The 12670-nt window shown below is 55.6% G+C and carries 11 protein-coding genes, 1 tRNA gene and 2 pseudogenes; 3 read left to right on the top strand and 11 right to left on the bottom strand.

Going from position 1 to position 12670, the window contains the following annotated elements; genetic code table 11:
* Positions 1–14: 14 nt before the first annotated feature.
* Together AAC621_RS00845 and AAC621_RS00840 are read right to left on the bottom strand one after the other, a co-directional pair.
* Positions 15–1034 carry a PstS family phosphate ABC transporter substrate-binding protein gene (locus AAC621_RS00845; RefSeq protein WP_340251237.1) on the bottom strand — a complete coding sequence of 340 codons (1020 nt, stop codon included), beginning with the start codon at positions 1032–1034 and terminating at the stop codon, positions 15–17.
* A 209-nt stretch (positions 1035–1243) separates the two neighbouring features.
* Positions 1244–2299: an ATP-binding protein gene (locus AAC621_RS00840; RefSeq protein WP_340251235.1), complete on the bottom strand. Its 1056-nt coding sequence runs from the start codon at positions 2297–2299 to the stop codon at positions 1244–1246.
* A 189-nt stretch (positions 2300–2488) separates the two neighbouring features.
* On the opposite strand from AAC621_RS00840, the gene AAC621_RS00835 reads away from it, so the two are divergent.
* Positions 2489–2872: a hypothetical protein gene (locus tag AAC621_RS00835; RefSeq protein ID WP_340251233.1), complete on the top strand. Its 384-nt coding sequence runs from the start codon at positions 2489–2491 to the stop codon at positions 2870–2872.
* Here AAC621_RS00835 and AAC621_RS00830 read toward each other — a convergent pair.
* From AAC621_RS00830 to rplU, 7 genes are all read right to left on the bottom strand, one after another.
* Positions 2869–4053: a trans-sulfuration enzyme family protein gene (locus AAC621_RS00830; protein WP_445322474.1), complete on the bottom strand. Its 1185-nt coding sequence runs from the start codon at positions 4051–4053 to the stop codon at positions 2869–2871. The two genes, AAC621_RS00835 and AAC621_RS00830, sit on opposite strands and share 4 nt — an antisense overlap.
* Positions 4050–5309, bottom strand: coding sequence for a glutamate-5-semialdehyde dehydrogenase (locus AAC621_RS00825; protein WP_340251230.1), 1260 nt, complete (start codon positions 5307–5309; stop codon positions 4050–4052). Before AAC621_RS00825 ends, AAC621_RS00830 begins: the two co-directional genes overlap by 4 nt.
* A 15-nt stretch (positions 5310–5324) precedes the next feature.
* On the bottom strand, positions 5325–6431 hold the full coding sequence (gene proB, locus AAC621_RS00820; protein WP_340256224.1) for a glutamate 5-kinase: 1107 nt from the start codon (positions 6429–6431) through the stop codon (positions 5325–5327).
* Positions 6432–6448: 17 nt separating this feature from the next.
* Positions 6449–7489, bottom strand: a complete 1041-nt coding sequence (obgE, locus tag AAC621_RS00815; protein WP_340251228.1) for a GTPase ObgE — start codon at positions 7487–7489, stop codon at positions 6449–6451.
* 71 nt (positions 7490–7560) lie between these two features.
* Positions 7561–8100: a GNAT family N-acetyltransferase gene (locus AAC621_RS00810; RefSeq protein WP_340242722.1), complete on the bottom strand. Its 540-nt coding sequence runs from the start codon at positions 8098–8100 to the stop codon at positions 7561–7563.
* 96 nt (positions 8101–8196) lie between these two features.
* Positions 8197–8466: a 50S ribosomal protein L27 gene (gene rpmA / locus AAC621_RS00805; protein WP_317654644.1), complete on the bottom strand. Its 270-nt coding sequence runs from the start codon at positions 8464–8466 to the stop codon at positions 8197–8199.
* A 12-nt stretch (positions 8467–8478) separates the two neighbouring features.
* Positions 8479–9105 (bottom strand): 50S ribosomal protein L21, encoded by a 627-nt coding sequence (rplU, locus tag AAC621_RS00800; RefSeq protein WP_340251225.1) that lies wholly within the window; start codon positions 9103–9105, stop codon positions 8479–8481.
* A gap of 322 nt (positions 9106–9427) precedes the next feature.
* Here rplU and AAC621_RS00795 point away from each other — a divergent pair.
* A tRNA-Ser gene (locus AAC621_RS00795) sits at positions 9428–9517 on the top strand.
* A gap of 505 nt (positions 9518–10022) precedes the next feature.
* The gene (locus AAC621_RS00790) at positions 10023–11993 is read left to right on the top strand and encodes a DUF2075 domain-containing protein (protein ID WP_340251223.1); all 1971 of its coding nucleotides are present in this window, start codon (positions 10023–10025) and stop codon (positions 11991–11993) included.
* Positions 11994–12131: 138 nt separating this feature from the next.
* Here AAC621_RS00790 and AAC621_RS00785 read toward each other — a convergent pair.
* Both AAC621_RS00785 and AAC621_RS00780 read right to left on the bottom strand, forming a co-directional pair.
* A pseudogene (locus AAC621_RS00785) lies at positions 12132–12266 on the bottom strand (3-keto-5-aminohexanoate cleavage protein); the annotation flags it as partial.
* 14 nt (positions 12267–12280) lie between these two features.
* Positions 12281–12544, bottom strand: a pseudogene (locus AAC621_RS00780) (alpha/beta fold hydrolase); the annotation flags it as partial.
* Positions 12545–12670 lie beyond the last annotated feature (126 nt).

The following is a 12670-nucleotide window of genomic DNA, read 5'->3' as shown; positions in this document are numbered from 1 at the left end:
AAAACTGTCAGATCTTAGAGGCCTGCAACCATTGCTTGGGTCGCTGCCAATTCTGGATCAGGGACAAGGCCGTATTCAGCCAATGGGCCACCAGGGCCTGCGATTTCGTCAGAGATGAAGAACTCAACATATTCCTTCAAACCTGCGATCACGCCGATATGCTCTTGCTTGACGTAGAACTGCAGAGGGCGCGATACGGGGTATTCGCCAGATGCGATTGCATCAACAGTTGGGGTTACGCCAGACATAGTCGCAACCTGAAGACGGTCAGTATTGTTTTCATAGAAAGACAGGCCGAATACGCCAATACCTGTTGGGGTGCTGTCAAGATTTGCAAGCGTCTGTGTATAGTCGCCTTCGATATCGACAGACCGGCCATCGGTGCGCAGGGTCATGCAGGCTTCTTCAACTGCATCTTCGTCCATGCCCATACCAGCCATTGCTTCTGCTGCGCCAGTTTCCTCACAGCCTGCGAGGATCACATTTTCTTCGAAAACTTCGCGTGTGCCGTGGTTCGTGCCAGGAACGAACATGTTGATTTCCTGAGAAGGAAGATCGCCATTTACGTCAGCCCAGTTGGTGTTTGGGTTGGCAACCATTGCGCCATCAACAGGCAACTCAGCGGCAAGCGCCAAGTAGATATCTGCAGGTGTGAAAGCGAAAGAAGGGCCATTGATGTCAGAGGCAAATACGATGCCGTCATAGCCAATGCGAACTTCGATTGGGGTTACGCCGTTGCCTGCGCATACTTCGCGCTCGGAGTCTTTCATCAAGCTAGAGGAGTTCGCGATATCGATTGTGCCTTCGCCAACGCCTTCGCACAGCATGCGGCGACCAGTGGACGAACCGCCACCCTCTACAACGGGGGTTGCGAAATCGGTTTCAGCGCCAAACGCTTCGGCAACGATATTTGCATAAGGCAGAACCGTGGATGAGCCCGCGATGCTGACATAGTCACGGCTTTGCGCGGCTGCGCCCGTTGCGGACAATGCGGCCAAGGCAAGGGCGGAAACGGTCAATTTTGTGAAAGACATTCTTCTGTCACTCCAAGTGGTTTTCGGGTTGGCAGAACGGGCACCAGTGCCGCGCTCTTGTGGGCCTGCCTATGCGTGGTTCGCCAAGCTTTTGTGACGGAAACGTAACAGTTATATGACAATGCCCTCGGATCGCCCGAATTTTGTGACAATTTTGCGAAATTCCGAAATTTTGAGCATTTCTTTATGAAAATGGCGAATTCCGATGGTTATTCGCTCGGAAGAATCACGGAAAAGCAGCTGCCTTTCCCCTGTTCCGAAGTGATTTTCAGACGCCCGCGATGGCGCTGGACGATGTGTTTTACAATCGCAAGGCCCAAACCCGTTCCCCCCATGGCGCGACTGCGGTGATTGTCCACGCGATAGAATCGCTCTGTCAGGCGCGGGATGTGTAAGGGATCAATTCCTTCCCCCTGATCGATGACATCGACACATAAAAGCCTGCCCTTAAGGCTGCCCTGCCCTGTCTCGTGGCGCATCTTGATTGTTACGGTCTTGTTCTGTCCGCCATATTTCAGGGCGTTATCAATAAGGTTGCGGAAAACCTGTGTCAGTTGATCGTTGTCGCCGCGTAACTCGGTGCTGACATCATCGGGGCGCTGTATCATCAACTGACAGCCGCTTTCTTCGACCAAGGGGCTCAAGGCCGCCTGCACGCGCGAGACAACATGCATTACGTCAATCACTTGATCGGGGCGTTGACGCTGTTGCGATTCAACCCGTGACAGCGACAAAAGATCCCCGATCAGGCGGTTCATCCGCTGTGCTTCATCTTGCATGATCTGCAAGAAACGCGATTGCGCTGCGGGGTCTTTGGCGGCAGGACCGCGCAGTGTTTCGATAAACCCAAGAATTGCCGTAAGCGGGCTGCGCAATTCGTGGCTGACATTGGCCACAAAATCGCGGCGCATTTCTTCGACCTCGGTCACATGGGTGACATCTTCGAAATGCAATACAATGCCAAGCTTTGCTTGGGGCAAGGCCGTGATACGCACGATAAACCGCTCGGCCCCTGCGGTGCTGGTTTGGATAAATTCCGCCTCGGATGAGACGCCAAATTGCAAAACCTGTTCAATCGCCCGCGCCAAAGTGGGCTGGCGAAACAGTGTCACATAAGAGCGGCCCTGCGCCCATGTTCCAAACATGGCTTCAGCTTCTTCGTTTTGTTCGAGCAAAATACCATTCGGCCCCAAGCGCACCATTGGGTCAGGCACGCAATCGAACATGGCTGTCACAATTGCCTCAAAGGAATGGATGTTGCTCATTTTCTGGGCCTTTTCGGGGGGTAAAGGGTCGAATCAATACGCTCCTTAGCTTCGCCAAGTTTCGGAAAATGTCGACTGCCCCTTTTTTTTTGTGCTTTTTCATTTTAATTCGTTGCATCTGTAACGATTTTGCGGCGGATAATGGATTAGGCGTCAGGGCTTAGATGTCCGAATTGAGAGTGCGGCACGATGTCATCGGCTTCGAATAACGACACTGCGTTGCGTCAGATGCGCAACTTGGTTTTGGTGGAGGTTCCCCCAAATCTCGCCTCTCGTTTGCCGCGCATGGTTGATGCCGCGGAAATGGTTATGGCGGCGAATATTGATAAAATGCCCGAAATTTTGGCCACTGAGCGCCCTGATATGGTGATCTCACCCTTGATTGGCCCGAAATTTGACGCGATTGAACTGGCGGCTCAATTGCGCAATGCCGCATTTCGGGGGCGGTTGGTGGTCATTTGCGATAAGCTGCCTGACCCCTCTTTGATCCGACAAGAACTGGAAAATCAGGCCTTGGGGTTCACGGTTAGCCTGTTGGTTTTGGGCGATAAGGACAGGTCCATCAGGGTTTAGACCGCCGCCAATGCCGCTGTGAAATCGGATTTCAGTTGCGTTACATCTTCGATCCCGACTGACAGGCGGAAAAAGCCTTCGCTGATGCCAAGGGCCGCGCGCCCCTCAGGGGTCAAGGCGCGGTGACTGCTCGAGGCGGGATGGCTGAGGGAGCAGGCCACATCCCCCAATGTGGGCGCAAAGGCGATATTGGGGGCCGCTTGCACAAAGCGATTTGCCGCCTCGCGACCGCCCTCAATCTCAAAGGACAGCATATTGCCCCCCTGCCCCTCAAATAGCTCCATGGCGCGGTTGTGATCAGGGTGGTCGGGACGCGTTGGATATAGCACGCGCTTTACCTTTGGATGATGGGCCAAAAATTCGGCCAAGGCGGCTGCATTTTCCTGTGCCCGCGCATAGCGCAGATCAAAGGTGAACAAACCCCGTTCGGCCAGCCAACATTCATAGGGTGCAGGCGTCATGCCCGTTGTGACCGCAAAATCATAGATCGCTTTGCGATGGTCTGGGTTTTTCGCGGAAACATATCCCAAGGTCACATCGGCATGGCCCGCCAAAAGCTTGGTCACGGAATGGATGATGATATCTGCCCCGACCTCATAGCTGCGCATCATTGCCGGCGTGGTGAAGGTGTTATCCAATACCATGATCAAACCATGTTGGGCGCAAATCTCGGCAATACCTGCCATATCGGCCACACGCAAGGTGGGATTTGAGAGGGCCTCGACCAAAACGAATTTCGTATTGGGGCGAAGGGCGCGTTTAAGGCTTGGCGCATCGGTCGGATCAAACTGACCGGTCTCGATTCCAAAACGCGGCAGGTCTTGCGACATCAACCGCAAGGAGCGGCCATATAGCTGGTCAGCGCCGACCATGTGATCGCCCGCCTTCAAAAGCCCAAGAAGTGCGGCGGTGATTGCGGCCATGCCAGACCCCGTGATCAGGCCGCCTTCTGCGCCTTCTAGCGCATCAATACGCGCGGCCAATGCGGCTGCGTTAGGATGACCTTCGCGCGCATAGGTATAGCCCGCCAATTGCCCGCTATATTGCGCGTCCAGTTGGTCAGGGCTGCCTGCGGCATAGACCACGGATTGGTGCAAAGGTGTGGCCACTGGCCGCGCCGCGCCAATATCCATGGCTTGACGGCGGATGATCTGACTGGTGGTTTTGGAATCTTTACTCATGCGCGGGTCGTCCCATTTCCTTTGACGATATATTTGAATGAGGTCAGCTGCTCTGCGCCTACGGGCCCGCGGGCGTGCATTTTGCCTGTGGCGATACCGATTTCAGCACCCATTCCAAATTCCCCACCATCGGCGAATTGGGTTGAGGCGTTGACCATCACAATCGCGCTATCGACATTCGCGGCAAAAATCTGTGCGGCCTCAGGGTTTTCCGTCAGGATCGCATCCGTATGGCTCGAGCCAAACTGGGCAATATGATCCATCGCAGCAGATAGGTTTTCCACGGGCTTGGCCGCAATGATCATTTCCAAGAATTCCTTGCCAAAATCGTCTGGTGCGGCGCGCTTTGTGCCTGCGATATCGGCCAAGGCCCCATCGGCGCGCACCTCAACCCCTGCAGCAACGAGTGCGGCAATAATGGGTTCCGCATGGCTATTGATCGCGTCTTGATGGATCAGCAAACATTCAGCCGCGCCACAAATACCTGTGCGGCGGGTTTTTGCATTTAACACCACGCGCAGCGCCTTATCCAAATCGGCATCCTTGTCGATATAGATGTGGCAGATGCCCTCAAGATGGGCAAAGACAGGCACGCGGGCCTCAGCCTGCACCAAACCGACCAAGGCCTTGCCACCGCGCGGCACGATGACATCAATCTGTCCTTGTGCATTCAACATGGCACTGACGGCCGCGCGATCCCGTGTTGGCACGATTTGCACGGCCTCTGCGGGCAGGCCAGCCTCAGTGACGCCACGCACAATTGCGGCATGGATGGCGCGCGAAGAATGAAAGCTTTCCGATCCCCCCCGCAAGATCACGGCATTGCCAGATTTCAGGCATAGCGCCGCTGCATCCGCAGTCACATTGGGGCGGCTTTCATAGATGACGCCAATCACACCAAGCGGGGTACGCACGCGGGCGATATGCAACCCTGTGGGCCTGTCCCATTCTGCAATCGTGGCGCCAATCGGATCGGGCTGTTCTGCAATCGCCCGCAGGCCACCCACGATATCGCGCAGTCGCTCCTCGGTCAGGGTGAGGCGATCCATCATCGCCGCTGTCAGCCCTTTTTCAAGTCCGTAATCCAGATCTTGCGCATTCGCGGCCAGAATATCCGCGCGGGATTTCCACACATAGTCTGCCGCGCCAATCAGGGCTGCATGTTTGCGTTCAGCCGATGCTGTGGCCAAGGCGCGCGCCGCAGTTTTCGCGCCCGCGCATAGGCCGTTCATCAATCCTGTGATATCCTCTGTCATTGGCGCAGCCCTCCCTTATAAGGCCATGTCATCGCGATGCACCAAGGCCGCGCGCCCTGGATAGCCAAGCAATTCTTCAATCTGATCAGAATGATGGCCTGCAATAATCTTGGTTTCATCGGCACTATAGCGCGACAGGCCAATTCCGATATGCGCGCCGTCTTGGCCAAGCAGTTCCACAGGATCGCCGCGCAAAAAACTGCCTGAAACCTTGTGCACCCCAGCAGGCAGCAGAGACTTTCCCAGATTGAGCGCGCGCAACGCGCCTGCGTCCAAGGTCAGGCTACCTTTGGGCTTCATTCCCAAAATCCAACGCTTGCGCGCATCTTGGGGGTCGAGTGTCGGAATAAACCATGTCACCCGCGCGCCGCCCTCAATCGCCGCAAGGGGCGCACTCACCGCCCCTTGAGCAATCGCCATGGCGCATCCTGCACTCATGGCGTTGCGCGCGGCCATCAGCTTGGTTTTCATGCCACCTTTTGACAGACCCGTTCCCGCATCGCCTGCCATCGCCTCAATCTCAGGGGTTATGTCATGGATCACGGGGAAATGCGTGGCGCTTGGGTCTTCTGAAGGGTTGGCGGAATAAAGCCCATCCACATCTGACAACAAAATACATTGATCCGCCCCCGCCATGGCGGCCACATTCGCCGCCAGACGATCATTGTCGCCATAGCGGATTTCATCAGTGGCAATAGTGTCATTTTCGTTGACGATGGGAACAGCACCCTGTGCGAGAAGGGTTGCAAAGGTTGCGCGCATATTCAAATAGCGCCGCCGATCTTCGCTATCATCCAAGGTCAGCAGGATTTGTGCGGCCGTGATCCCATACGGGGCGAGATATTCTTCATAGGCGCGGGCCAAGCGGATTTGCCCTACGGCTGCGGCGGCCTGCGCCTCGTCAAGGGAGAGCGCCTTGGCGCCAAATCCAAGCACCCCGCGACCAAGCGCGATTGAACCAGACGACACCACGATCACATCCGTACCGCGATTGCGCAGCCGTGCGATATCCGCGGTCAAATCTTGCAACCATGCCTCGCGCAATTGGCCCGATACACCATCGACCAAAAGGGCCGAGCCGATTTTCACCACCAATCGCCGCGCCTGTGCCAGTTGCGGCACCGCCTGCTGGGGCTGTGTTATGGCCGCCACGCTTCGTCTTCCTTTGCGTCCAATTTCTTTTGGCGCAGATTGCTGTCATCAATCCCCGCGCGCAAGACCCGTAACACCTCGGTCACGCCTGTTTTTGCGACCCCTGACATCAACATGACTTTACCGCCAATCGCCTTTTGCAGAGCCTCGCGCTTTTCGGCGATTTCTTCATCGCTGAGCGCGTCAATTTTATTGAGAACTGTGACACGGGGCTTGTCGTACAGCGCGTCTGAATAGGCCTCTAGCTCGGTCAGAATGGTTTCACAATCACCCACGACATCCTTGGATGTGCCATCAATGAGATGCAACAAGATCGCGCAGCGTTCGATATGACCCAAGAAGAGATCGCCAAGCCCCCTGCCCTCAGATGCGCCTTCGATCAACCCAGGAATATCAGCAACCACAAATTCAACCCCATCGACCCCAACAACCCCCAAATTCGGGTGTAGGGTGGTAAAGGGATAATCCGCGATTTTCGGGCGAGCATTGGACGTTGCTGCGAGAAATGTCGATTTCCCCGCATTTGGCAAACCCAAAAGCCCCGCATCCGCGATCAGTTTAAGGCGCAGCCAAATGGTGCGCTCGACCGCCTCTTGGCCAGGATTTGCACGGCGGGGTGCCTGATTGGTGGCAGATTTGAAATGTAAATTCCCAAAGCCGCCATTTCCCCCCTTGGCCAACAACACGCGCTGGCCAACCTCGGTCAGATCGGCGATGACGGTTTCCATATCCTCGTCTAGGATTTCTGTGCCCGCAGGCACGCGCAAAATGATCTCGTCACCATCTTTGCCCGTGCGTTGGCGCCCCATGCCAGGCTGCCCGTTTTTGGCAAAGAAATGCTGCTGATAGCGAAAATCAATGAGGGTGTTTAGCCCATCAACCGCAACGGCCCAGACATCACCGCCGCGCCCGCCATCGCCGCCATCAGGGCCGCCATATTCAATGAATTTTTCGCGGCGAAAGCTGACGCAGCCAGAGCCGCCCGCGCCCGAACGGATATAAACTTTGGCAAGATCAAGGAATTTCATAAGTTCACCTTTCGCGGGCAGCTTATGGCGCTCCCTTGCCAAATTCGGAATGTCTGACCTGCCTTAGCGCCTTAGATCAGTTTTTTCAAATATGTCCATGTGGGCAATGCCGCGCTGCGCGCGACTGAATAGCTTTCTGCATCGCCCAGATATTCAAAGCCTGCATTCACCAAAACCCGCGCCGAGCTTGGGTTGTCTTGAAAGACACTTGCGAAAATTGTGTCATTGGCCAGAGGGTTTGCCGCAATAAGGGCGCGCACCACTTCAGAGGCGATACCCGTGTTCCACATTGTGGGGGCCACCCAATAACGGATTTCCGACTGCCCGCGATCCATTTGGTGCAATTCGATCACGCCAACCAATTCCGCCCCACCTGAAGGGCTGGCATCAATGGCCCAAATCACATCTTGGGATTGATCCGCCAAGGCGCGTTCAATCATGGCTTCAACTGCCCCCGGTGGCAGCGGATGAGGGATATTGGGTGTCATCTCGGCCACGCGTTTGTCGGATGCGTAAAGCGACATCAACCCTGTATCCGCCATGCTTAAGGGGCGCAGCTGAAAGCGATCTGTCGTAATGACAGATTGCGCGGTGATTTTGTCTTGCTTCATGATCGCACCTATTGCCCCATTTTAGGGCTTAACCAACGAAAAAAGGGCCGGCTGAAACGCCGGCCCCTTTTCGAAATCATCGCGAAAAGCGTGGCGTTACTCAGCAGCTTCTGCTGTCGGCAACACGGAGATAAATGTGCGGCCCTTAAAGCCCTTGCGGAAGCTGACATTGCCCTCGGCGGTTGCGAAGATCGTGTGATCTTTGCCAATGCCAACACCTTCACCCGGCCACCATTTTGTGCCGCGCTGACGGCAGATGATGTTACCTGGAATTACGGCTTCGCCACCGAATTTCTTAATGCCAAGGCGGCGACCAGCACTGTCGCGACCGTTGCGGGACGAGCCACCTGCTTTTTTATGTGCCATGTGTCTCTCTCCTTATGCCTTGTCCGCTTTCGCGGCTTTGGGTTTCGCAGCTGCCTTTTTAGGTGCTGCGGCTTTCTTCTCGGCGGCGTCCTTCTTGGGGGCTGCTTTCTTGGCAGGGGCCTTTTTAGGGGCGTCTACCTTTGCATCCTCTGCCTTTGCGGTCGCAGGCTTTTTCGCGGCTGCCTTTGCAGGCTTCTCTGCCGCCTTCTGTGCTGCTGCCTTCTTGGCAGGGGCTTTTGCAGGGGTTGCTGCAACCAAGGCCGCCATTTCAGCCGCAGAAAAAGAACCCGCGCCAACAGCCGCCTTAACACCAGATTTATCCGCGCCCGAGGCAAGGATCTCAGTCACGCGCAACAGGGTCAGTTGCTGACGATGGCCCTTCGTGCGCTTAGAGCTGTGCTTACGGCGGCGCTTGACGAAGTGGATCAGCTTTTCGCCTTTGATCTGGTCGATCACAGTGGCCTGAACAGCAGCACCAGACACAAGCGGCGCACCAAGCACAGGCTTGTCGCCACCGACCATCAGAATTTCGTTGAATTGAACGGTTTCACCTGCTGCAGCCGCTAGTTTTTCAACGCGCAGAACGTCACCCGCCTGCACCTTATACTGCTTGCCGCCTGTCTTAAGGACCGCGAACATGGGTCTTTCCTTTCCAGTTCCGCGCCGTGCGGCCCCCGCCTTGGGGTGTTGATGCAAGGGTTTGACCCACTTGCGCCTCTGGCTGCGCACCCTGATTTCAGGGCGTTCATCACAAAAATCAGAAACCGCCCGAGTCACCTCGCGCGGCCTGTGCGCTGCGTATGCCCCAGGGGCGTTTGACTGTCAAGGTGAAGTCAGAGACAAATCATGGCGAATAGGGCTATGCATTCAAGGCCGCAAAAAATCTTGCAAGCAGCTGCCCACACCCCCTTGCGCGCCCTGCCGCCTGCCGCTATTCCCCCACCACCCTGACCCAAAGCGCGGAGAGGTGCCGGAGTGGTCGAACGGGGCGGTCTCGAAAACCGTTGTGGGGGTGACTCCACCCAGGGTTCGAATCCCTGTCTCTCCGCCAATATCCTTTTCAAGCTATTGATCTTGTTGAGTTATTTTTGCGCTCACTCACCCAACCCACCCACCAGACGACCCATCGTGACTGTTGTTGAACACCGTTGTGAGGTCCACTGTGGATGGGCTGGCGAGTCTTGACCCTGGGGAGTGCGAGGGGGGGGGGGGCGGCCACATGGCCAGAGGATGGACCCCGCCCCGGGGTATAATGGGTTGGCTGTAACTGCGTAGGGTGGTCAAGAAAAGGTGTAACGTTTGTAGACTTTGACAGCTTTGTGCGAGTTCTCCGAGCGCATCCTGCTTGACCTTGCAATGAGGGCTGCTCTTAACCTGTGGCGCGGTACTCACAGTTCTGAGATTCCCGCGGCAGTTCGTCCTGTGATAGCCATTCAATGCAACCCGATACCGTCAGAGATAGCACAAAGCACATGACAGTCCGCTTACGCACAGTAGAAAAAATCAGTTACATGCCCTACTAAAAAGGGGTCAGGTAAATAACCCGGGTGAAGTTGATGCAGGTGGCGTATTACGACGCTCCAATTGCGGCGTTTCTTGAAGCCGATGAAGATTCCATCTTGGGCACTCTCGTGCAGCATCATGGCTTCGCTCTAGAACACCAGCAGCGCGGCGCCTGGATTAACCAGATAAACTTACTCAAGCCGGTGCTGTCGGACCTCGCGAGCGGTCACATCCTGTTCGAGTTTGCGATCCCAAGAATGGGAAAGCGTGCAGATGTGGTTCTTCTTTTCGACGGCGTAGTCTTTATTCTCGAATTCAAGGTGGGCGCTCGGAACTTTGACCGCTCAGCTATCGAACAGGTCCATGACTACGCTCTGGACCTGAAGAACTTTCATAAGGGCAGCCACGAACTGCCGATCGTCCCTATAGTCCTCGCAACCGAGGCGGCAGTCGCAGGGCTGCCAAACGTGAGGTTCGCGCCGGATGGTATCGCGTACCCCGTTCTTGCACGGATTGACCAACTGCCTGCGTTGTTCGTCTACTGCACTGGCGCAACTGCGCTTGACCCCATCAATGTTCAGAATTGGCTGAGGTCTGGCTATCAGCCGACGCCTACAATTGTTGAAGCGGCCCAGGCGCTTTACCAAAATCATGCCGTCGAGGAAATCGCCCGATCGGATGCTGGCGCTCGGAACCTTAGACAGACAACAGGCTGCATTTCAGAGATTATCGATCGCTCCAAAATTGGGGGACGAAAGTCAATCTGCTTCGTTACTGGTGTTCCAGGGGCCGGCAAAACTTTAGCCGGCCTCAACATCGCGACCAAACGCGCACAGGAACACTCTGATGAGCACGCTGTGTTCCTCTCTGGAAATGGTCCCCTGGTCTCGGTGCTACGCGAAGCCTTATCGCGGGATGAGGCCACGCGTGAAGGAACGTCAAAAACAGATGCCCATCGTAAAGTTTCTAGCTTCATTCAAAACATCCACCATTTTCGGGACGAGGCATTAAACAATACTGCCGCGCCCCATGAGAAAGTTGCAGTATTCGATGAAGCACAACGCGCCTGGACGCGTGAGCAGGCAAGCCGATTCATGCAAACAAAGCGTGGACATCTCGGCTTCGACATGTCGGAACCAGAATTCTTGATTAGCGTGATGGATCGTCACGACGATTGGTGTGTGGTGGTTTGCTTGATTGGAGGCGGTCAGGAGATCAATACAGGTGAGGCCGGGCTTGGAGAATGGCTATCGGCGCTCAACGACCGCTTTAAGAACTGGGACATCTACATCTCAGATCGGCTCGAGGACGGAGAGTACGTAACGGACGCGACATCAGTGCGCCTTCTGCACGAGCTTCCAGTTCAACGATCTCCCGAACTCCATCTGAGCGTATCAATGCGATCGTTCAGGGCGGAAGCGCTATCGAGCTTTATTGGCAGCATTGTTGACAATCGTACAGAAGCAGCGAAGGAAGTCTATCGTCAGATTGAGGGGCGCTACCCGATTTGGCTAACGCGAGATCTCGATGCAGCGCGGGGGTGGCTTCGGAACATCGCCCGCGGAAGCGAACGCATTGGGCTGGTTTCATCCTCAGGCGCGCATCGCCTGCGCCCCGAGGGCGTGAACGTAAAGGCAAAGATCGACGCTTCAACTTGGTTCTTAAACGAAAGAACAGATGTGCGCTCATCGTTCTACCTTGAAGAGGTTGCAACCGAGTTCGACGTCCAGGGGCTTGAACTCGACTGGGTTGGAGTTTGTTGGGATGCTGATTTCCGACATACTGGCGACGATTGGCAGTTCTACAGCTTTCGGGGCACCGCCTGGCAGAAAGTCAATCAGGCTGAGCGTCAACTCTACCTGAAAAACGCCTATCGTGTGATCCTGACCAGGGCCCGGCAGGGCATGATCATCTTTGTCCCGCTAGGTAGCTCATTGGACCCCACGCGAACGCCAAGTTACTACGATGAGACCTATGCCCACTTGAAAGCTTGCGGTTTGAAGGATCTACCCCTGTCTCCCTGAAGGTTGCACCAAGTCGTTAACGCCATGAATAACACAAAACCGACATCAGCTTTGTGATTAAGTTTTGCAATAGCTACTGGACCAGGTTGCAAGCAGTCCACGTCAGGAATGCTTGATAGCGAGAAAATTCAGCTCCATGATACTTGCCCCGGCTTCGAAGGCGGCATGGCTGCTTTCGACCTGTTCCGAAACGCTGATCGGCACGGCAGGGTTGTTGGCCTTGGTGGGCAACGATCCGGTGATCGCGACGCAGATGATGCAAGGGTTGGTCATGGGGGTCGTGCCTTTCAAACGGCGTGGGCGCAGGCCATGGGCATGCGGGCCAACGCATCGAGGAAAAAGGGGCGAAAGCCCGCGGGGTGTTCGCTCATCGGGAAATGGCCAAGTTCGTCCATCACCGCAAGGGTGGCGCCGGGAATGGCCGCGGCGGTGCGGCGCGCATCTTCGGGCGTGCAGGTCAGATCATAGGCACCCACCAGCAGATGCACGGGGGTGTTCGCGGTGTCGATCTGCGCAAGCCGGGTGATCAGGCTGTCATCCTTGGTGAAAAACATGGAGCGTAGAATTGCGCAGATCCCAATTACAGATCTCGTGGCAAGCATCAAAATTGCGCTTTCTTCCGTTTATCCCCTCGCCCACGCGATACTGATCCTATTTGAATTTTTGGCACCAGCAAA

It is taken from the genome of Roseobacter sp. HKCC-CH-9208, from assembly GCF_037805125.1.
Lineage (GTDB): Bacteria > Pseudomonadota > Alphaproteobacteria > Rhodobacterales > Rhodobacteraceae > M30B80.
Note: the sequence above shows the minus strand (reverse complement) of the source record. Positions and strands in the feature narration are given on the sequence as shown.

What these genes read in the sequence shown, in the direction of transcription:
- AAC621_RS00845 (WP_340251237.1), bottom strand. Translation starts at nt 1,034, where the DNA reads ATGTCTTTCACAAAATTGACCGTTTCCGCCCTTGCCTTGGCCGCATTG.
- AAC621_RS00840 (WP_340251235.1), bottom strand. Translation starts at nt 2,299, where the DNA reads ATGAGCAACATCCATTCCTTTGAGGCAATTGTGACAGCCATGTTCGAT.
- AAC621_RS00835 (WP_340251233.1), top strand. Translation starts at nt 2,489, where the DNA reads ATGTCATCGGCTTCGAATAACGACACTGCGTTGCGTCAGATGCGCAAC.
- AAC621_RS00830 (WP_445322474.1), bottom strand. Translation starts at nt 4,053, where the DNA reads ATGAGTAAAGATTCCAAAACCACCAGTCAGATCATCCGCCGTCAAGCC.
- AAC621_RS00825 (WP_340251230.1), bottom strand. Translation starts at nt 5,309, where the DNA reads ATGACAGAGGATATCACAGGATTGATGAACGGCCTATGCGCGGGCGCG.
- obgE (WP_340251228.1), bottom strand. Translation starts at nt 7,489, where the DNA reads ATGAAATTCCTTGATCTTGCCAAAGTTTATATCCGTTCGGGCGCGGGC.
- AAC621_RS00810 (WP_340242722.1), bottom strand. Translation starts at nt 8,100, where the DNA reads ATGAAGCAAGACAAAATCACCGCGCAATCTGTCATTACGACAGATCGC.
- rpmA (WP_317654644.1), bottom strand. Translation starts at nt 8,466, where the DNA reads ATGGCACATAAAAAAGCAGGTGGCTCGTCCCGCAACGGTCGCGACAGT.
- rplU (WP_340251225.1), bottom strand. Translation starts at nt 9,105, where the DNA reads ATGTTCGCGGTCCTTAAGACAGGCGGCAAGCAGTATAAGGTGCAGGCG.
- AAC621_RS00790 (WP_340251223.1), top strand. Translation starts at nt 10,023, where the DNA reads ATGCAGGTGGCGTATTACGACGCTCCAATTGCGGCGTTTCTTGAAGCC.